This is a genomic window from Azospirillum brasilense, assembly GCF_007827815.1.
GTDB classification, from domain to species: Bacteria; Pseudomonadota; Alphaproteobacteria; order Azospirillales; family Azospirillaceae; genus Azospirillum; species Azospirillum brasilense_C.
In genome coordinates, this window is record NZ_VITH01000001.1 from 100,640 (window position 1) to 120,040 (window position 19,401).

15 protein-coding genes are annotated in these 19,401 nt (G+C 68.7%); 9 read left to right on the top strand and 6 right to left on the bottom strand.

The window, feature by feature from the left end; all coding sequences use genetic code 11:
• Position 1: 1 nt before the first annotated feature.
• From FBZ83_RS00480 to FBZ83_RS00490, 3 genes are read right to left on the bottom strand one after another with little or no spacing between them, the layout of a single operon-like run.
• A complete protein-coding gene (locus FBZ83_RS00480; RefSeq protein ID WP_145680601.1) occupies positions 2-3,133 on the bottom strand; it encodes an efflux RND transporter permease subunit in 3,132 nt (1,043 codons plus the stop codon).
• Positions 3,134-3,149: 16 nt separating this feature from the next.
• Entirely contained in the window at positions 3,150-4,310 is a 1,161-nt protein-coding gene (locus tag FBZ83_RS00485; RefSeq protein ID WP_145680602.1) for an efflux RND transporter periplasmic adaptor subunit, read from the bottom strand.
• On the bottom strand, positions 4,307-4,966 hold the full coding sequence (locus FBZ83_RS00490) for a TetR/AcrR family transcriptional regulator (protein ID WP_145680603.1): 660 nt from the start codon (positions 4,964-4,966) through the stop codon (positions 4,307-4,309). The genes FBZ83_RS00485 and FBZ83_RS00490 overlap by 4 nt, the downstream gene beginning before the upstream one ends.
• A gap of 342 nt (positions 4,967-5,308) precedes the next feature.
• On the opposite strand from FBZ83_RS00490, the gene FBZ83_RS00495 reads away from it, so the two are divergent.
• From FBZ83_RS00495 to FBZ83_RS00505, 3 genes are all read left to right on the top strand, one after another.
• On the top strand, positions 5,309-6,400 hold the full coding sequence (locus tag FBZ83_RS00495) for a lytic transglycosylase domain-containing protein (RefSeq protein ID WP_145680604.1): 1,092 nt from the start codon (positions 5,309-5,311) through the stop codon (positions 6,398-6,400).
• Positions 6,401-6,668: 268 nt separating this feature from the next.
• Positions 6,669-8,618 carry a methyl-accepting chemotaxis protein gene (locus tag FBZ83_RS00500; RefSeq protein ID WP_247888073.1) on the top strand — a complete coding sequence of 650 codons (1,950 nt, stop codon included), beginning with the start codon at positions 6,669-6,671 and terminating at the stop codon, positions 8,616-8,618.
• A gap of 102 nt (positions 8,619-8,720) precedes the next feature.
• The gene (locus FBZ83_RS00505; RefSeq protein WP_145680605.1) at positions 8,721-9,710 is read left to right on the top strand and encodes a small ribosomal subunit Rsm22 family protein; all 990 of its coding nucleotides are present in this window, start codon (positions 8,721-8,723) and stop codon (positions 9,708-9,710) included.
• Between the two features lie 3 nt (positions 9,711-9,713).
• Here FBZ83_RS00505 and FBZ83_RS00510 read toward each other — a convergent pair whose 3' ends face one another.
• Positions 9,714-10,832: a DNA topoisomerase IB gene (locus FBZ83_RS00510; RefSeq protein WP_145680606.1), complete on the bottom strand. Its 1,119-nt coding sequence runs from the start codon at positions 10,830-10,832 to the stop codon at positions 9,714-9,716.
• 145 nt (positions 10,833-10,977) lie between these two features.
• Between FBZ83_RS00510 and FBZ83_RS00515 the strand changes: the two genes are divergently transcribed.
• The 3 genes from FBZ83_RS00515 to FBZ83_RS00525 all read left to right on the top strand — a co-directional run bounded on the left by FBZ83_RS00515 (position 10,978) and on the right by FBZ83_RS00525 (position 14,263).
• Entirely contained in the window at positions 10,978-11,289 is a 312-nt protein-coding gene (locus tag FBZ83_RS00515) for a hypothetical protein (protein ID WP_145680607.1), read from the top strand.
• 74 nt (positions 11,290-11,363) lie between these two features.
• The gene (locus FBZ83_RS00520) at positions 11,364-12,989 is read left to right on the top strand and encodes an alpha-glucosidase family protein (protein WP_145680608.1); all 1,626 of its coding nucleotides are present in this window, start codon (positions 11,364-11,366) and stop codon (positions 12,987-12,989) included.
• A 167-nt stretch (positions 12,990-13,156) separates the two neighbouring features.
• Positions 13,157-14,263: a TRAP transporter substrate-binding protein gene (locus tag FBZ83_RS00525; RefSeq protein WP_145623558.1), complete on the top strand. Its 1,107-nt coding sequence runs from the start codon at positions 13,157-13,159 to the stop codon at positions 14,261-14,263.
• Between the two features lie 64 nt (positions 14,264-14,327).
• On the opposite strand, the gene FBZ83_RS00530 is transcribed toward FBZ83_RS00525, so the two are convergent.
• Positions 14,328-14,948: a glutathione S-transferase family protein gene (locus FBZ83_RS00530; protein ID WP_247888074.1), complete on the bottom strand. Its 621-nt coding sequence runs from the start codon at positions 14,946-14,948 to the stop codon at positions 14,328-14,330.
• Positions 14,949-15,153: 205 nt separating this feature from the next.
• Here FBZ83_RS00530 and FBZ83_RS00535 point away from each other — a divergent pair, with 205 nt between their 5' ends.
• The 3 genes from FBZ83_RS00535 to FBZ83_RS00545 all read left to right on the top strand — a co-directional run bounded on the left by FBZ83_RS00535 (position 15,154) and on the right by FBZ83_RS00545 (position 18,064).
• Positions 15,154-16,971 carry an extracellular solute-binding protein gene (locus FBZ83_RS00535; RefSeq protein ID WP_145680610.1) on the top strand — a complete coding sequence of 606 codons (1,818 nt, stop codon included), beginning with the start codon at positions 15,154-15,156 and terminating at the stop codon, positions 16,969-16,971.
• Positions 16,972-16,988: 17 nt separating this feature from the next.
• The gene (locus FBZ83_RS00540; protein WP_145680611.1) at positions 16,989-17,393 is read left to right on the top strand and encodes a response regulator; all 405 of its coding nucleotides are present in this window, start codon (positions 16,989-16,991) and stop codon (positions 17,391-17,393) included.
• Between the two features lie 218 nt (positions 17,394-17,611).
• Entirely contained in the window at positions 17,612-18,064 is a 453-nt protein-coding gene (locus FBZ83_RS00545; RefSeq protein ID WP_145680612.1) for a hypothetical protein, read from the top strand.
• 47 nt (positions 18,065-18,111) lie between these two features.
• Here FBZ83_RS00545 and FBZ83_RS00550 read toward each other — a convergent pair whose 3' ends face one another.
• On the bottom strand, positions 18,112-19,308 hold the full coding sequence (locus FBZ83_RS00550) for an E22 family MetX-like putative esterase (protein ID WP_145680613.1): 1,197 nt from the start codon (positions 19,306-19,308) through the stop codon (positions 18,112-18,114).
• Positions 19,309-19,401: the final 93 nt, after the last annotated feature.

Genomic DNA, 19,401 nt, shown 5'->3' on the forward strand with positions numbered 1-19,401 from the left:
GTTACTCTGCAGAGGCACCGTGCGCCACCGCGTCCGGGTCCTTGTGGGCGAACCAGCGCTTGAAGCGCCGGGACAGCGCGTCGAGGTAGGTCAGGATCACCGGCACCACCAGCAGGGTGAGCAGGGTGGAGCTGATGAGGCCACCGATCACCGCGTGGGCCATGGGTGCGCGCTGCTGCGCGCCTTCGCCGATGCCGAGCGCCAGCGGGATCATGCCGAAGATCATCGCCATGGTGGTCATGATGATGGGGCGCAGGCGGATGATGCCGGCCTCCACCACCGCGTCGCGCAGGTCCACCCCGCGGGCACGGGCCTGGTTGGCGAAGTCAACCAGCAGGATCGCGTTCTTGGTCACCAGCCCCATCAACATGATAAAGCCGATGGCGCTGAAGATGTTCAGGGTGGAGCCGGCGACCAGAAGCCCCAGGAACACCCCGACCAGCGACAGCGGCAGCGACATCATGATGGCGATGGGCTGGAGGAAGCTGCCGAACTGCGAGGCCAGGATCAGGTAGATCAGGATCACCGCCAGCAGCAGCGCCTGTGTGGCGTAGGCCGACGTCTCGGCGATGTCCTTGGTCGAGCCGCCGAAGACGATGCGGTAGCCCGGCGGCAGCTTGATCTCCGCGATGGCCGCCTGAAGCTCCTTGCCGGCGTCGCCCGCCGGGCGGCCCTGGACGTTGGCCTGGACGTTGACCTCGCGCGACAGGTCGCGGCGGTTGATCTGCGAGGCGCCGAGCGTCGTCTCGACCCGGCTGACCTGCGACAACGGCACCATGCGCGGCGCGCCCTCGGCGTCGTTGGAGCCGGTCAGGTAGATGCGGTCGAGGTCGGCGCGGCCCACCCGGTCGCTTTCCGGCAGACGCACCAGCACGTCGTAGGTCTCGCCGTCCGGCGCCTTCCAGGTCGACACCTTGTCGCCGGCGAAGAGGGGACGCAGCGTGTTCGCCACCTGGGCCGTACCGACGCCGAGGTCGCTCGCCAGATCGCGCTCCAGCCGCACCGAGAGGGTCGGCTTGGCGGCCTTCAGGCTGACGTCCACGTCCACAAAGCCGCGGATGCCGGCCATGGCGGCAGTCACCTGCTTGCCGATGCGGTCCAGCTCCGCGATGTCGCGGCCCTGGACGGACACCTGGATCTGCTTCTGCACGCCGCCGACGCCGGGAATGCCGATTCCGATCTGGACGCCGGGGATCGCCGACAGCCGGTCGCGCAACGGCGGCGCCAGCGTGTTCGGGGTGCGGGTGCGCTGGTCGATCGGCTTCAGCCGGACATAGACGCTGCCCCGGTTCTTGCCGACCGACGCGCCCGTGTTCACCGTGGAGTAGGTGTAGGCGACCTCCGGGAACTCGCGGATCGCCGCCTCCACCTGCCGCAGCTTGGCCGCCGTGTAGTCGAGCGACGAGCCGACCGGCGTTTCCACATCGACGATGGATTCCCCGAGGTCGGCGGCGGGCACAAACTCGACGCCGATGCGCGGCACCAGGAAGAAGCTGCCGACGAAGATCCCCAGGGCCATCAGCAGGACCAGCCAGCGCCAGCGCAGCGCCCAGCGCAACGCCCGGCCATAGACCCGCGCCAGCGCGTCGAAAGCGCCCTGGAAGCCGGCCGCGAAGCGCCCGAAGACGCCACGCCCGTGCCGTCCGTGGGCCGCCGGGTCGTACCACAGGCTGGACAGCATGGGGTCCAGCGTGAAGGACACGAACAGCGAGATCAGCACCGCCGCCGACACGGTGATGCCGAACTGAAGGAAGAAGCGCCCGATGATGCCGCCCATGAAGGCCACGGGCAGGAACACCGCCACGATGGTCAGCGTGGTCGCCAGGACGGCCAGACCGATCTCCTTGGTGCCGTCCAGCGCCGCCTGCCGGTGCCCCTGGCCCTTGCCGAGGTGGCGCATGATGTTCTCGCGCACCACGATGGCGTCGTCGATCAGGATGCCGATCGCCAGCGACAGCGCCATGAGCGTCATCGTGTTCAGGGTGAAGCCGAAGGCCGCCAGCACGCCGAAGGTGCCCATCACCGCCACCGGCAGGGTCAGCGCCGTGATCACCGTGCTGCGCCAGGAGCCCAGGAAGACCATGACGATGGCGATGGTCAGCACGCCGCCCTCGACCAGCGTGCGCTGGACGTTGGTCAGCGAGTTGGTGATCCCGCGCGAGGTGTCGCGCACCACCTCCAGCGCGACGTCGGAGGGCAGGGAGCCGTCGCGGCGCAGTTCGTCCAGCGCCTTGTAGAGGCCGCGCGCCACCTCCACCGTGTTGGAACCCTGGATCTTCACCACATCGACGGCCAGCGCCGGCTGCCCGTTGAACAGGGCGACGGAGTCCTGTTCCTCCTGGCCGTCGAGCACCTCGGCGACCTGGCGCAGCCGCACCGGTTCGCCGCCGCGGCGCGCGACGATGATGTCGAGCAGTTCCCGAGGGTTGATGACGCGGCCATCGACCTGGACGACGCGCTCCGCCCCGTTGCCCGAGACGGTGCCGGCGGGAATGTCCTGGTTCTCGTCGCGGATCGCCTTGAGGACCTGATCGACGCCGACGCCCAGCGCCTCCAGCCGTTCGGGGCGCAGCCGCACCTGGACCTGCCGTTTCACCCCGCCGGCGATGGTCGCCCGCCCGACACCGCGCACGTTCTGCAGGCGCTTCAGCACGATCTGGTCGGTCATGGTGGTCAGGTCGCGCAAAGACCGGATGTCCGACTTGACCGCGAGGGACAGGATGGGCTGGTCGTCCGGGTTGAAGCGGGTGATCTGCGGGTCCTTCACCTCGTCGCGGAATTTGGGGCGCAGGGCCGACACCTTCTCGCGCACGTCCTGCAACGCCTGGGTGGAGGCGGTCTTCAGGTCGAACTCGGCGATCACCACCGACTGGCTCTCGTAGGAGCGGGAGGTCAGCGTCTTGATGCCGGCGATGGTGTTGACCGCGTCCTCGACGGGACGGGTGACGTCGGTCTCGACCGATTCCGGGCTGGCGCCGGGATACTCGGTGGAGATGACGACCAGCGGGAAATCCACGTCGGGAAACTGGTCGACGCCCAGCCGGTTGTAGGAGAACAGGCCCAGCACCATCAGCGCCACCATCATCATGGTGGCGAAGACGGGGTTGTCGACGCTGATGCGGGTGATCGGCATGGCGTGGCCCGCTCCCTTACGAACCCATGACCTTGACGGCCCGCCCGGCGGTCAGACCGGGCAGGGGGGCGGTCACCGCCAGATCGCCGTCGGCCAGCCCGCGCACCTGCACGAGATCGCCGCGCGCCCAGGTGCCCAGCACCTCGACCTTGCGGCGCTCCACCCGTCCTCCGGTGACGACCAGCACGAAGTCGCCGTCCTGGTCGTGGCGGACCGCGGCGGGGGGCAGGGCGAAGGCGCCCTCCACCTCGTCGACCACCGCGTCGCCCGCGGCGAACATGCCGCCGCGCAAGGCTCCGTCGGCGTTGTCGAGGACGATGTAGACGGGGATGGCGCGGGTGCCGGCGCGGGCCATCGGGTTGATGCGGGCGATCCGGCCGACGAAGTCGCGCTCGCCGAAGCCCTCCACGCGCAGCCGAACGGTCTGGCCGGGCTTCAGCCGAGCCACGTCGTCGGCGGGCACCGCCGCTTCGACCTCGACTCGGCTGAGATCGACGACGGAGAACATCTTGGCGTTGACCGCCAGCGTCTCGCCCGGGTTGACCGCCCGCTCGGCCACCGTTCCGTCGATCGGGCTCGCCACCACCGCATCGCGCAGCGCCTTGCGGGCGAGGTCCACCTGGGCTTCCAGCGCCGCGACGGTGGCCTGCTGGAAGCGGAAGGTGCTCTGCGCCTGGTCCATGTTGGTTTCCGAGACAATGTCCTTCTGGCGCAATGCCAGATTCTTGGCGCGGGTTTTGTCCGCCAGGACGAGCTGCGCCTTGGCGCCCTCCAGATTGCTCAGCTTCTCGTCCAGCTTGGCCTGAAGCTCCACCGTGTCAAAGCGGGCCAGCACCTCGCCCTTGCGGATGGCCTGCCCCTCGCGCAGCGGAACCTCGACCAGCCGGGCGGCGACCTCCGACTTCACCATGGACTGCTCCATCGGCTTCACGGAACCGCTGAGCCGCACCAGCTCGGTCAGGCGGTGCGGGGCCATGCGGGTCAGCTCGACGGGCGACAGTTCCACCGCGCGCTCCGCCGGGGGCAGGCTGGCCGCGGCCGGCGACACCGCGTCGTGGCTGCTCGTCACCTTCCAGGCGACGCCGCCCGCGGCCAGAGCCCCGACGATCAGCAGGGGCAGCAGCAGGCGGCGCCGCGGCTTGGCGGCGGGACCATCGGAACGGGCAGCGTCGATCATGGGGTGCGGTCCTTGGGTTCGGCCCTCAGCCCGTTGAGGACGAGGTCGAGATAGGCGTCGAGGTAGGATTCGGCGGAGGCCGCGGCGGGGTCCGGCTCGAAGGGGCGCAGCGAGTGGTTCCACAGCGAGAGCATGCTGAGCGGAGCGGCGATGACGCGGGCCATCTGCTCCACGTCAACCGGCCGGAATTCCCCACGCTCGATGCCGCGGCGCAGGATGCGCATGAAGAAGCGCCGCCCGCGCAAAACGACCTCCTCCATGTAGAAGCGGGCGAGGTCGGGGAAGTTCTGCGCCTCGGCGATGACCAGCTTCGACAGCCCGGCGTTGGGGCTCTGCTCCATCTCCCAGAAGCCGCGGGCGAGGCCGCGCAGAAACTCCTCGCTGCTGCCGGTGAAGCTGTCCAGCAGGTCCTCGCCCATCTGGAACTGCGGCAGGATGGATTGCCGGACGACCGCTTTGAACAGCCCTTCCTTGTTCTCGAAATAGAGGTAGGGCAGCCCGACGCTGACGCCGGCCCGGCGGGCAACATGCTCCAGCTTGGTTGCGGCAAATCCGCGCGAGATGAACAGGTCGCGCGCCGCCTCGATCACCTCGGCGGGGCGGGCCTCCTTGCGCCGGGACCGCCGGGACGGGGGAAGGGGAGAGCTGTCGGGCATCGCTGCGTGTCTATAAATGAACGTTCATTCAATATGAAATGGACTCTGAAAAGTCAAGCGGTTGCCCGGGCTGCGGCGATTGGTCGTGCAAGTTTAGGGCGTGACAGGAATGGGTCTCTCGCCCGCGCCGGCAAAGACCGCAACAGTGTCAAATGGGGCAGAAAAAGGGCGAATACGGATGAACAGCATTTGGCTGAAAACCATTCCAATGGGCTATGAAAAAGGGAAAGGCCGTGGAATCAGGACATTACACCCGCCTTGTTGCTTGACAGCCGACACCATTACATCGCAAAGAGAGGGTAACGCTTTCGATCTTTGTGCAACAAGCACGGACCCCTCCTCGTGGCTTATCGCGACTTCACCGCGGCCCGCGCCGCCGGTGCCGCCCTGATTCTCGCCCTCGGCTTGGCGGGTTGCGCCTCGAACGCTCCGGAAACGGCGGAGCTCGTCGTCAAGGCCCCGGAGGTGGCCGAAGTCCCGATTGATCCGAAGGACCCGCTCGGCCGTTGGGTGCCCCACATGCGCGAGGCGTCGGAACGGTTCGACGTGCCGGAGAAGTGGATCAGGGCCGTGATGATGCGCGAGAGCGGCGGACGTTCCGTCGTGAACGGCCGCACCATCACCAGCCATGCCGGCGCCATCGGGCTGATGCAGGTGATGCCCGGCACCTACGACATGATGCGCACGCAATACGGGCTGGGGTCCGATCCGTCCGATCCGCGCGACAACATCCTGGCCGGCACGGCCTATCTGCGCGAGATGTACGACCTGTTCGGCGCGCCGGGCTTCCTCGCCGCGTACAATTGCGGCCCGGCCTGCTACGCCTCGCATCTGGCGGGCAAGCAGCGGCTGCCGCGCGAAACCCGGATGTACATCGCCGCCCTGACGCCGAACCTGCGCGGCGCCGCGCCGCGCGAACCGTCGCAGGCGGCGGGCGCCAGCGCGATCGAGGTCGCCATCGTTCCGGCGAGCGCTCCCGCGCCCCAAACCGCGCCGACGCCCGTGGCGGTGGCCGCCAAGCCCGCCACCAAGCCGGCGGCGCCGGAACCGATCGCCATCGCCGCGGTGGTGCCGGAACCGGTGGCGCCGGTGCCGCAGACCCCGGCCGCTCTCGCGCCGGTCGCCGTGGCCGCCCTGGAGCCCCGCCCGGCGCCGCTCGTGGTGGAGCCGATCGGTCGTGGCGACGCCCGCCCGCCCGCGGAATTCGTCGCCGCCACCGACCGGGACGCGCCGGTCGCCGCCCGCTCCGGACGGACGCCGTCGCGGACGGTGGAAACCCTGGTCGCCGAGGCGATGCTGCCGCCCCACGCGGTCGGCAAGGGCGAGCGGGTGGTCATCCGCTTCGTCTCCCAGCGCAGCGGCGGCTGCGGCAGCCTGGAGGGCCGGGACCGCGTCTGCGTCGCCTTGGCCGGAGGAGAGGGCGCGGGTCTGTAACAGCCTCGCCCGTTCCGTTTTTCACAGCATCGGCAACAACCAGAGGCGGCGCCCACCGGACGGTCGGGCGCCGTCTTCGGTTTTCCACAATAGCCTCACATCCACATCCCCGAGCATATAGGTACTCAAACAATAAAGCCCCGGAGGAGCCGCCCTGCGCAGCCCATCCGGAAGAATGAAGAGTTCGGGGGAACGCTGCGGATGAGGTGCGGAGATGGTAGCCGGTGCGAATGAACGGGCGAAACGCTCGACCTTTCAAGTCGTTGTGGTGGATTGCCTGATTGCGGGCGTTGTGGTGGCCGCTTTGGCGGTGTTCGGCGGCATGACCGCCATGGAGGCGACGCGGATCGCCGACGGCAACGCCGAACTGGCGCAGCAAGTTGCCGAGAACCAGCGGATCGCACTGGAGGCCGAACGGCTCGCCAAGCTGGGCGAGGCGGTGATCGCCAGCGGAGACGAGGCGACGCGGGCCGAGGCGCTGACCAGCCTGGACGCCCACGCGGCGCGGATGTCGGCCAACGCCGCGCCGGAGATCGCGCAGACCGTCGCCAAGGCGGTCGCGGCGAGCCGGGAGGCCGCGGCCATCGGCGCCAAGGTCGAAGCGCTGGACAAGAAATTCGGCTTCAACATCAGCCGCGCCGAAAGCCTGTCGGGCGACATCGCCCGCGGCCTGTCCGCGGCGATGCGGGCGACGGCGCAGCCGACGGACGAGCAGGCGCTCGCCACGCTCTTCTCGACGATCCGCGACGCCAAGTTCCTGCTGACCCGCCTGCCGTCCCAGCTCTACCCGCCGGCCGTCGGCAACGACCTGCGCCAGTTCCGCGAGCACATGGCGAAGGCCATGGAGCTGCGCCGGCATCTGCCGTCCGCCGACGAGTTCGAGAGCGTCGCCGACGACATCGCGTCCTTCGCGGCACTCGACGAGGCCTTCACGCAGCGCACCGAGACGCTGCGCCTGACCACCGACGCCAACGCCCACAACCAGGAGGTCCGGACGCTGGTCGACGGGCTGGTGCAGGGGATGAACGCCGCCTCCGATGCGGTGACCACGCGCAGCCAGGAGGGCGCGGCGGCGCTGACCGCGGTGCTCGACCGGCTGACGCTGATCGCGCTGGGGGCTTTCGTGCTGATCGGGCTGATCGGCGGCCTGAACATGCTGCTGGGCTACCGCTTCATCATGCAGCCGGTGCGTGACGCCAGCCGGGCGCTCCAGGCGCTGACCCGTGGGGAGGGCGCGGTGCCCCTGCGCCCCTCGCCCCTGCGCGAGATCGCCGACATCCACGGCGCGGTCGAAGCCTTCCGCGAGGCCCTGGACGCGCGCCAGCGGGCGGAAGAGACCCGACGGCACCAGGAACGCCGTGCCGAGGAGGAGCGCCGCGCCCTGATGGCGGAGTTGGCGGATGGGCTGGAGCGCACCGTGCAGGCGGTGGCCGGGTCGCTGTCCGTGGCGGCGTCGGAGGTCACCGGTTCCGCCCGCGCCGTCGCCGGCATGGCGTCGGACACCGCGCAGCGCACCCGCGCCGCCGCGGACGCCGCCGGCACGGCGACCAGCAACGTCGGCGCTGTGGCCTCGGCCAGCGAGCAGCTCTCCGCCTCCATCGACGGGATCGGACAGCAGATCGCCCAGTCGCGCAGCGTGGCGGAGGACGCCATCGCCGAATCCCGGCGCGCCGACGGCCTCACCAAGGGCCTGTCGGACTCCGCCCAGAAGATCGGCGAGGTGGTCGCCATCATCACCGCCATCGCCCAGCAGACCAACCTTCTGGCGCTCAACGCCAGCATCGAGGCGGCGCGGGCCGGCGACGCCGGCAAGGGCTTCGCTGTGGTCGCCACCGAGGTGAAGGCGCTCGCCTCCCAAACCGCTTCCTCGACGGAGGAGATCGCCACGCTGGTCCATGGCATCCAGCAATCGACCATGGGTGTGGTTGACGCCATCGCCCGCATCGGCTCCACCATTGGCGTGATCGGCGAGAGCGTGAGCGGCATCGCCGCGGCGGTCGAGCAGCAGCGCCAGGCGACCTCGGAGATCACCCACAACGTGCGCATCGTGGAGTGCATGAACACCGACGTGTCGTCCAACATCGGCGACGTCAGCCGGGTGGCGGTGGACACGGGGCGCTCCGCCGACGCCATGATGGGGGCGGCCGACCGCCTGTCGGAGCTGGCCGGCACCCTGAACGGCGCGGTGGACGATTTCCTGCGGCAGGTGCGGGCGTAAGCGCCGGTTCCCTGTTTTGTCCCGGGCTCTGTTTTGTCCGTGTGCGCGGGGCGGGCGGCGTGCTAACAGGCGGAACGAGACCACGCCTGCTCCTCCGGACCCATGGAACTTCCCCCCTCGCTCCGCCACGCGGTGGACCGCGCGCTCGACGGCATCGCCCTGTCCGATCTGAAGCGCGCGGCGGACCGCCTCTCCCAACGCTACCGGGCGGAGGTGCGGGACGGGCGTTTCCACCTGTCGGACGATCTGGCGGCGCGGGCCTATCTCGCCACCCGCCTGCCGGCCACCTTCGCCGCCGTCCGCTCCAGCATGGCGGCGGTGGCCGAGGCGCTTCCCGACTTCGCGCCGGTCACCGCCCTGGACGTCGGGGCCGGGCCGGGAACCGCGCTGTGGGCGGCGTCCGACTGCTGGGTCAGCCTGGACGACGCCCTGCTGATCGAGGGCAGCCCGGCCATCCGCGCGGTCGGCGAGACGCTGTCGCAAGCGGCGACGCCCGCGCGGGTCGCATGGCGGGCCGGCGACGCCACGGGTGACCTGCCCGGTCTGGAGCCGCGCGATCTGGTGACGCTGGCTTATGTGCTGGACGAATTGGCAGAGCCGGCGCGCGACCGGCTGGTCGACCGGCTGTGGTCGCTCACCGCCGGGACGCTGCTGATCGTCGAACCCGGCACGCCCGCCGGCTGGGCGCGGATCGTCCGGGCGCGGGAGCGGCTGGTCAGCGCCGGCGCCCATCTGGTGGCGCCCTGCGTGCACAGCGCCGCCTGCCCGCTGGCCGCCCCGGACTGGTGCCATTTCTCCCGCCGGGTCGCCCGGTCCCGCCTGCACCGCATGGCCAAGGGGGCGGAGGTGCCGTGGGAGGACGAGAAGTTCGTCTACATCGCCGCCTCCCGCCAACCCGGCGCGCGCCCCGACGCCCGCATCATCGCGCCGCCCTGGAGCGCCGGGAACGGACGCATCGGCTTCAAGCTCTGCGGCCGGGACGGCGCTCAAACCGAGCGGATTCTCGGGAAGCGCGACGGCGCCGCCTTCAAGGCCGCGCGCCGGCTGAACTGGGGCGACGGCCTGTCCACCCCGGACCAGTCGAAGGCATAGGCCCTACGCGGCGCGCCGCCGTCGGCTCTCGCTGGCGCGGGACCGCCGTTCGCGCTCCAGCCGGCCGCGCAGGAAGGCCAGAACGGCGGCCTCCTCGGCCTCCAGCTCCGGAAGCTCCTCGCGCAGTTCGGTCTCGACCTCGCGGGTCAGGGAGTCCAGCAGGTTGCCCTCCAGATAGGCGTCCAGAATCTCGGGATGGACGTAGCTCTTGCGGCAGACGCTGGCGGTGTTGCCGAGGCGGGCGGCCACCTGCTCGATGGCGTGGGTGACGTTGCGCTTGGCCTTGGCGGCGCTGTCGAAGGTTTCGAACTCGCGCAGCGCCATGGCGGCCAGGACGGTACCGGCCCAGGTGCGGAAGTCCTTGGCGGTGAAGTCCTGGCCTGTGGCGGCACGCAGATACTCGTTCACGTCGCCGGAACTCACCGCGTGGCGCTGCCCGTCGCGGTCGACATACTGGAACAGCTCGTCCCCGGGCACATCTCGGCAGGCACGGACGACGCGGGCGAGGCGGCGGTCCTTCAGCGCGACGTTCCATTCCTTCCCGGACTTGCCCTTGAAGGTGAAGCGGATTTCCGACCCCTCGATGTCGGCATGGTCGTCGCGCAGGGTGGTCAGTCCGTAGCTGCTGTTCTCGCGCGCGTAGCTTTCGTTGCCGACGCGGATCAGCGTGGTCTCCAGCAGCCGGACCACGGCGGCCAGCACCTTTTCCCGCGGCAGGCCGCGGCGGGCGAGGTCGCCGTCCACCTGACGGCGGATGGCCGGCAGGGCGCGGCAGAAGTCGAGCATCCGCCCAAATTTCGTGCCCTCGCGCATCTCGGTCCAGCGCGGGTGGTAGCGGTATTGCTTGCGCCCGCGCGTGTCGCGGCCTGTGGCCTGGAGGTGGCCGTCCGGGTCCGGGCAGATCCAGACGCCGCGGTAGGCCGGGGGAATCGCCAGCTTGCGGATGCGCTCCAGCGTGTCCTCCTCGGTCACCCGCGTGCCGTCGGGCCAGCGGTAGGAGAAGCCCTTGCCGGCGCGGCGTCGCCGGATGCCCGGCTCGTCGTCGCAGACATAGCTCAGCCCGGCGCAGGCCGCGGCCTCTTCCGCGTCGGTGCGGGGATCGGTGACCGTCACTCCGTCCATGCTGGAATCCCCATCGGTTGCCAGCCCATCGGCTGCCAGCGGGAAACATCGGCGCCGCGTTTTGGTTGCATGGTTGCGGCGCGCGCGCCGTTCGGCGACCATGGCCCCGGCCAAGAGGCCCGCCGGCACCGAAGGGAAGAGGACGATGGAAGAGACCAAGCTGACCGCCGCCCTGCCGAACCTGGACATCCAGATCCTGCACCGGGACGACCCGGAGCGCGGGGCCGAGACGATCGCCATCCAGATCACCGCCACGCCGTCCTTCGACGCGCTGCGCGGGATGATGGGGCCGGCGCTGCTGGCCTCGGCCAACCCGCTGCTCAACCCGGCCCTCGCCAACGCCAACCCGATGCTGGCCCTGTGGACGGCGCCGATGCGGATGTGGAGCGACGCCGTGCGGCTGGCCTGGGCGCCCTGGCTGCGCCTGACGCCATCGCCGGGTGCTCGGAAGCCGTGACCAAAACCGGCCCGGTAACCGATCGTTAGGGCTATGGGGCGACCCTTTCCACGAGTCTCTTGTGGAGGGTCCTTATGTCCCAGGCGTCTTCGTGGCTGCGCGGTGCCGCGCTGTACCAGATCTATCCCCTCAGCTTCCTCGACCGGAACGGCGACGGCTGGGGCGATCTGGACGGCGTGCTGGACGGCCTCGGCCATGTGGCGTCGCTCGGCGTGCAGGGTGTGTGGATCAGCCCCTTCTACCCATCGCCGCAGAAGGACTTCGGCTACGACATCACCGACCACCGGGCGGTCGACCCGCGCATGGGCCGGCTGGAAACGGTGGACCGCATCATCGAGGCGGCGCACGGCCACGGGCTGAAGGTGATCCTGGATCTGGTCTGCGGCCACACCTCGGACGCGCACCCGTGGTTCAGCGACAGCCGCCGGTCGCGCGGCGGGGCGTTCGCGGACTGGTATGTCTGGGCCGACCCGCGCCCCGACGGCACGCCGCCCAACAACTGGCTGTCGGTGTTCGGCGGACCCGCCTGGACCTGGGAGCCGCGGCGGCGCCAGTATTACCTGCACCATTTCCTGTCCAGCCAGCCCGCCCTGAACCTGAACGACGAGGCGGTGCTGCAAGCTCTCGGTGACACCGCAGCCTTCTGGCTGGAGCGCGGGGTGGACGGCTTCCGCATCGACGCGGTGGACTTCTTCGCCCACGACCCGCAGCTCCGCTCGAACCCCGCGGCGGCCTGGAACGGGGCGGAGCCGCCGGCCAAGCTGTTCGCCCTGCAACAGCATCTCTACGACATGATGCACCCGGCCATTCACACCGTGCTGGCCCGGCTGCGCGCGGTGGTCGACCGTTATCCCGACCGGGTGCTGCTGGGCGAGCTGTCGAGCCAGCCGGGCGCGGCACGGCGCATCGCCGCCTATTGCGGGCCGCAGGGGCTGCACGCCGCCTACACCCTGTCGCTGGCCAAGCAGCCCTTCACAGCACAGAACTTCGCCGGGGCGCTGACCGGCACGCCGCAGCCGGAGGCGATCTGCTGGAGCTTCTCCAACCACGACGTCGAGCGCGCCGCCAGCCGTTGGCTGCCGCCCGGCGCCGATCCGGAGCGCTTCAACGCCCTGTTGGCCACCCTGTTCGCTGTGCTGCCCGGCACCGTCTGCCTCTATCAGGGGGAGGAGCTGGCGCTTCCCAACGCGGCGCTGGCGCCGGAGGATCTGCGCGACCCCTTCGGCATCGCCTATTGGCCGGATTTCCAGGGGCGCGACGGCAGCCGCACGCCGATGCCCTGGCGGTCCGGCGCCGCCAACGCCGGTTTCTCCAGCGCGGTCGACACTTGGCTGCCGGTCGCCGAACCCCACCACGCCCTGGCGGTGGACGCGCAAGAGCGGCGCCCCGGCAGCCCGCTCGACGTCTGGCGGGACGCCCTGCGTCTGCGCCGGCGGCACCCGGCGCTGACCCAGGGCGGCGTGGCGGCGGTGGAGGAGGCCGGCAACGTCCTGGCTTTCGAGCGCACGGGGGAGGGGGAGGAGTTGCTGGCCGTCTTCAACCTGTCCGACCGGCCGGCGGAATACGCGCTGAAGCGCAAGCCGCCGATGGCCGCCCTTGACCTGCCGCGTCCGCCGGGGACGCCGGTTCCGGAGGTCAGCGCGGATGGACGGACGCTGGTCCTGCCGCCGCTCTGCGCCTTCCTGGGGCGGCGTGGCTGAGCAGCGCGCGTAATCCGTGGGACCGGGGTAGACCTGTCATGCGCTTTTGTGCGATGAATCGGAACGAAAACGCTGCTTTGTTACAGTTGTGAAAATTCCCTCGCAACAAGTGGTCCGACGGACCGCTTGAAACGAAAAGGGAAGGCGGAGTCCACGGGAGAAGAATCGTGAAAAGACGTGCGTTTCTGAAGTCGGCGGGTGCGGGCGCTGCGGCCGCGGGTGCGGGGCTGGCGGTGGCCGGCGTGGCCGCGCCGGCCATTGCGCAGTCGCAGCCGGAAATCCAGTGGCGCCTGGCGTCGAGCTTCCCGAAGAGCACCGACATCCTGTTCGGCGCTTCGGAGCTGATCGCCCGCCGCGTCGCCGAGAGCACGGACGGCAAGTTCCAGATCCGCGCCTTCCCGGGTGGTGAGCTGGTGCCGGGCCTCCAGGTGCTCGACGCCGTGCAGAACGGCTCGGTCCAGTGCGGCCACACCTGCGGCTATTACTATGTCGGCAAGGACCCGACCTTCGCCTTCGACACGGCCATTCCGTTCGGTCCGAACGCCCGTCAGACCACCGCCTGGTTTCAGGCCGGCGGCCTCGATCTGATGCGCGCCTTCATGAAGAACCACAACGTCATCCAGTTCCCGGCGGGCAACACGGGCGCCCAGATGGGCGGCTGGTACCGCAAGGAAATCAAGACCGCCGCGGACTTCCAGGGCCTTAAGATCCGCATCGCCGGCATCACCGGCCAGATCATGTCGAAGATGGGCGCCACCCCGACCCAGATCGCCGGCGCGGACGTCTACCCGGCGCTGGAAAAGGGCACCATCGACGCGACCGAGTTCGTCGGCCCCTACGACGACGAGCGTCTGGGCTTCCATCAGGTCGCCAAGTACTACTACTACCCGGGCTGGTGGGAAGGCGGGCCGAACGTCTCGCTCTACGTCAACCTGCAGGAGTGGGAGAAGCTCCCCAAGTCCTACCAGTCGATCCTGACGGCCGCCTGCGCCGAGGCGAACACCTACATGATCGCCCGCTACGATTCGGAGAACGCCAAGGCTCTGAAGCGTCTGGTCGCCAAGGGCACCATCCTGCGCGCCTACCCGCGCGACCTGATGGAGCAGGCGCACAAGATCGCCTTCGAGTATTACGACGAGCTGGCGAAGACCAACCCGAACTTCAAGACAATCTACGAGAGCTGGAAGCCGTTCCTCGACGAGACCCAGCTCTGGTTCCGCGTCGCCGAGCTGCCCTACGACAGCTTCGTCGCGTCCGCCGGTACCAAGAAGTAAAAGCGCTCGCTTAAAGAAAGGCCCCCATCCGCAGCGCGCGGGTGGGGGCCTTTTCTTTGGGGAGTCAGCCGACGTCCTGCTGCGGCATCAGCGCCATCTGGCGCTTGGCGCCGGGCTGGGCCAGCATGCGGGTGTGCCACGCCTGGACGTTGGGGTAGGTGGCGATGTCGATGTTCGACTCCTCCACGAGGTCGATCCACGGGAAGGCGAAGATGTCGGCGATGGTGATCCGTTCGCTCTCGATGAAGGTCCGGCCCGCCAGATGGCGGTCGAACTGGGCGAGCCCGCCGGCCGCCGCGGCGTCGATCCAGGGCAGGGCGTTGGCGTCGCCGTTGAACTTGCGCACCGCGCGGGCGCGCTGGACCGGCAGAAGCACGTCGGCCAGCCAGGACAGCCACTCCGCCAGCCGGACCCGCTCCGCCTCGTCCCGCCCGCCGAATTGGCCGGTCTTTTCCGCCAGATAGGTCAGGATGACGCCCGATTCGGAGATGCTGAGATCACCGTGCACCAGGGTCGGCACCCGGCCGAAGCGGTTGATGGCGAGATAGTCCGGGGACTTCTGCTGGCCGCCACGGAGGTCGACATGGCGGTAGACGTAGGGCACGCCGGCCATCGACAGGAACAGGACGACGCGGGTGGCGGGCTGTGAGTTGAAATTGCCATAGACGGTGAATTCAGCGGACACGGTCGAAGAACCCTCCATGCTGTCGCGCTTGGCCGCGCGGGTTGCCGAAAACCATGACCGCAAGCCCGCTGCGACACCAGAGCAAATCGCGGGGCGCGATGCCGCGGGCTGGGGAAGGGGGTTTCGCACCGCCTCATCCCTCCCACATGTTATCAGAGCGGAACCGGGGCCGAGCGCCCTGGAGCAAACGATGGGAGGATGGGGCATGCGCCGTGTGGCCGCTGGACTGTTGATCGGGATGATCGCCGCCGCCGTCGCCGGACCGGCGGGCGCGCAGTCGCAGCCGCAGCACGGCATGGCGCTGTATGGCGAGCCGAAATACGGGCCGGACTTCCGGCATTTCGACTACGTCAACCCGGACGCCCCGAAGGGCGGCAAGGTGACCCTTCAGGCCATCGGCTCGTTCGACACGCTGAATCCCTTCACGCTGCGCGGCGTGCCCGCGGCGGGAGCGACGCTGATCTACGATACGCTGATGACGGGGTCGGCGGACGAGCCCTTCACCGAATACGGCCTGCTCGCCGAAAGCGTGGAGATGCCGGAGGACCGTTCCTCCATCACCTTCAACCTGCGCTCCGGCGCGCGGTGGCACGATGGAAAGCCGGTGACCGCCGAGGACGTGGTGTTCTCCTTCACCATCCTGACGGAGAGCCACCCCTTCTACCGCAGTTATTACGGCGCCGTGGACAAGGTCGAGGCGGAGGGGGAGCGCCGCGTCCGCTTCACCTTCAAGCCGGGCGACAACCGCGAGCTTCCGATGATCGTCGGCCAGCTGCCGGTGCTGCCGAAGCATTATTGGGAGGGCAAGGATTTCCAGTCGACCACGCTGGAGCCGCCGCTGGGCAGCGGTCCCTACCGCATCGCGTCCTTCGATCCGGGCCGCGGCATCACCTATGAGCGGGTCGCCGACTATTGGGGCCGGGACCTGCCGGTGAATGTCGGGCGGAACAATTTCGGCAGCATGGCCTACGAGTACTACCGGGACGCCAGCGTCGCCCTGCAGGCCTTCCGCGGCGGGCTGTACGATTTCCGCCAGGAGAACGTCGCCAAGACCTGGGCCACCGGCTACGACTTCGACGCGGTGCGCGACGGCAAGGTGGTGAAGGAGGAGATCGCCAACGAGGTGCCGGCGGGTATGCAGGGCTTCGTGTTCAACACGCGCCGCCCGGTCTTCGCGAACCCGAGGGTGCGTCAGGCCATCGCCTACGCCTTCGACTTCGAATGGACGAACCAGACCCTGTTCTACGGCGCCTACAAGCGGACGGAGAGCTATTTCGAGAACTCGCCGCTCCAGTCCAGGGACCTGCCGCAGGGCCGCGAACTGGCGATTCTGGAGCCGCTGCGCGGAAAAATCCCCGCCGAGGTCTTCGAGAAGACCTACCACCCGCCCAGCACGGAGGGCCAGAACGGGCTGCGTCGCAACCTGTTGGAGGCCAAGCGGCTGCTCGACGAGGCGGGGACCGACGTGCGCAACGGCGTGCGGGTCGATGTCGCGACCGGCAAGCCGCTGGACTTCGAAATCCTGCTGGACAGCCCGACCTTCGAGCGGGTGACTCTGCCCTTCATCGAGAATCTGAAGCGGCTCGGCATCCGCGCCAGCATCCGCACGGTGGACACCACCCAGTACGAGAACCGCACCCGCGACTTTGATTTCGACATGATGGTCCATGTCTGGCCGCAGTCCCTGTCGCCGGGGAACGAGCAGACCGGCTATTGGGGATCGGCCTTCGCCGACCGTCCGGGAAGCCAGAACATGGCCGGTGTGCGCAGCGAGGCGGTCGATCACCTGATCGGCGAGATCGTCCGCGCCAACAGCCAGGAGGATCTGAAGGCCGCGGTGTCGGCGCTCGACCGTGTGCTGCTCTGGGGCCACTACGTGGTGCCGCACTGGTACTCCGGCGTCTACCGCGTGGCTTATTGGAGCCGGCTGAAGCGTCCTGAGATCGTGCCGCCCTATTCGCTTTCCTTCGACTCCTGGTGGCTGTCGGACGCCTCGGCCGCCGGCACCGGCAAGACGCCCTGACGAGCGGAACGGTTTCCATGGATGCCCATTCGCTGGACCGGACACGGACCATTCTCGTCGTCGACGACAACGCGCTGATGCGCAAACTGCTGGTTCGCTGCCTGAAGGAAGGCGGTCACCGCGTCGCGGAGACGGACGACCCGCGGGGCGTGCTCGACCTGATGCGGGCGCTGAAACCCGATCTGGTGATCCTGGATGTGGTGATGCCCGGCCTCTCCGGCGTCGACCTGATGCGGATGATCCGCGCCGACCGGGCGTTGGCGCGGACGCTGGTCGTCGCGGTCACCAACCTGTCGACGCCCACGGACATGCTGCGCTTCTCCCGCGCCGGCTTCGACGGCCATGTGGCCAAGCCGATCCAGCCACGAGACTTCCTGGCGACGATCAACGACTATCTGGGGGGAAAAGGTGATCGGATATAAATTCATTTCAGAACAATGATTTATAAGATTTTTCTGAGATATCGCTTTCGATAGATCGCCATCCGGAAATCTTTAACTCATTACGCAAATAATTCTCTACAGTAGCTTGATAAAGCTTGGTTTTAGAAAATCCAGGCTCTCTGGTCGACGGACGCTCCTCGCGGGCGGCCGATCCGTGCTATGATCCCGCCGTCCTTGGCGTTTTTTTCCCGCGGTTCATGAAAGTCGTCGCCGCCGTCCCGCTGCTGCTTGCGCTGCTGTCCACACCCGCTGCGGCGGACCCGATGCGGGTGGAGCGGACCGATACCAGCCATCTGCGGGCTTTGAACCGCTCTGTCCTTGCCCCGGAGGTCATTCCCCCTCGTCTCCGCTACGTGCGCAGCCAGGCGGTCTACAATCTGCCGAAGGGGATGGACGGCCTGACCCGCTACGATGCCGCGCTGTCACGCCTGTGCCAACGCGGCGCCTTTGGGCAGGAAACCGATGGCTTCTACTGGGCGCGGACGCCGGACAAGCGGTATGGCGTCGCTTTTTCAGGCGGGGCGAACCTGTCGGACCCGCAGAACAAGCGGAAGTCCAGCGAGGTGTACTTTTTCGACGGCCAGGACAGCCGCTGCAAAGTCTATGTCGGCGATCAGGCCAAGCTGATGCCTCATTACGTCGGTCCGTGAACACGCGCCCCGCCGGGGGTGTGGCCCGGCGGGGCGCGTGTGGATCGTCACTTGGCCATGAAGGACGCGATGGTATCGCCGGCCTTGGCGATGTTGGCGATGCCGTCGAGGTGGCCGAGGCTGGTGGTGATTGCGTCGGTGTAGGTGACCGCGACGCCCTGTTTCTCCAGCCGGTCCTTCAGCGGGTGCATGGCGCGTTCCGGCGGGAAGACGAGGTCGTCGGCGGAGGGGATCAGCAGGACCGGCGCCTTGATCTTCGCCAAGCCTTCGTCCAGCGCGCCGCCGCCGCCCACCAGGAAGGTCTGGTTGGCCTTCACCAGATACAGGAAGTGGTTGGCGTCGCTGACCGCGGCGCGGGCCGCCGCCGCCTTGTCCAGCCACGCTTCGATGGCGTACTGGTTGTTCATGCTGGCGGCCGGGTCCTTGCCATCCTCCGCCCAGCCGCGGCCGAAGGTGGCGTCGGCCCATTTCCAATGGCGGGCGTGCAGGGTCACCAGCTTCAGCGCCTCGGTCAGCCCAGCCTTCGGCTCCGCCTTGCCGTAATAGTCGCCGCCCTGCCAGTTCGGATCGACGCGGATGGGCGCCGCCCACAGGTTCAGCCAGCCGATGAGAAAGGGGTCGGCCTCGGCGCCGCCGATCACCGCGACTACGCGCTTGACCATCTCCGGATGGGAGGCACCCCATTCCAGAGCCTGGAGCGATCCCATGGATCCGCCCATCACCGCATGCAGAGACTTCACATCAAGACTGTCCAGCAACGCCTTCTGGACATTGACAAAATCGCGGATTGTGACGACCGGGAAACTCATGCCGTAGGGCTTGCCGGTGTCCGGGTTGACGCTGGCCGGGCCGGTGGTGACGACGGTCGGGTCCTTCGGCGACAGGTTCACCAGCGTGTCGGAGCTGATGACGAAGTACTTGTCGGTGTCGAGCGGCTTGCCCGGCCCGATGATGGAATCCCAATAGCCGGGGGCCGGGTCCTCCATTTTGTACTTCCCGGCGGCGTGGCTGTTGCCGCTGAAGAAATGGGTGACGAGGATGACGTTATCCTTGGCGTCGTTCAGCTTGCCGTAGCTTTCCCAGCCGATGCGGACGTTCTTGATCGTGCCGCCGCCCACCGTGGTGTAGGACGGCATCTCGAACACCTTCTTCTCCACGAGGCCCTCGAAGGCCAGGGCCGGCGCCGCGCAGAAGAGCCCGGCGGCCAGAGCCAGGCCGCCGAGCCGTTTCGCCAGAGAACGCATGTCGTCCCTCCCGTTTCTCAAAGTCCCTATCGATGCGGGGAGGGAGTGTAAGGGGGTGCGACCGCCCGTCCAGGCGGGCAATCGGCCTAAACG

Excerpts from the sequence above, each read along its gene's own strand:
- FBZ83_RS00535 (WP_145680610.1), top strand. The coding sequence starts at position 15,154 with ATGCGCCGTGTGGCCGCTGGACTGTTGATCGGGATGATCGCCGCCGCC.
- FBZ83_RS00490 (WP_145680603.1), bottom strand. The coding sequence starts at position 4,966 with ATGCCCGACAGCTCTCCCCTTCCCCCGTCCCGGCGGTCCCGGCGCAAG.
- FBZ83_RS00515 (WP_145680607.1), top strand. The coding sequence starts at position 10,978 with ATGGAAGAGACCAAGCTGACCGCCGCCCTGCCGAACCTGGACATCCAG.
- FBZ83_RS00485 (WP_145680602.1), bottom strand. The coding sequence starts at position 4,310 with ATGATCGACGCTGCCCGTTCCGATGGTCCCGCCGCCAAGCCGCGGCGC.
- FBZ83_RS00505 (WP_145680605.1), top strand. The coding sequence starts at position 8,721 with ATGGAACTTCCCCCCTCGCTCCGCCACGCGGTGGACCGCGCGCTCGAC.
- FBZ83_RS00545 (WP_145680612.1), top strand. The coding sequence starts at position 17,612 with ATGAAAGTCGTCGCCGCCGTCCCGCTGCTGCTTGCGCTGCTGTCCACA.
- FBZ83_RS00540 (WP_145680611.1), top strand. The coding sequence starts at position 16,989 with ATGGATGCCCATTCGCTGGACCGGACACGGACCATTCTCGTCGTCGAC.
- FBZ83_RS00550 (WP_145680613.1), bottom strand. The coding sequence starts at position 19,308 with ATGCGTTCTCTGGCGAAACGGCTCGGCGGCCTGGCTCTGGCCGCCGGG.
- FBZ83_RS00510 (WP_145680606.1), bottom strand. The coding sequence starts at position 10,832 with ATGGACGGAGTGACGGTCACCGATCCCCGCACCGACGCGGAAGAGGCC.
- FBZ83_RS00520 (WP_145680608.1), top strand. The coding sequence starts at position 11,364 with ATGTCCCAGGCGTCTTCGTGGCTGCGCGGTGCCGCGCTGTACCAGATC.
- FBZ83_RS00480 (WP_145680601.1), bottom strand. The coding sequence starts at position 3,133 with ATGCCGATCACCCGCATCAGCGTCGACAACCCCGTCTTCGCCACCATG.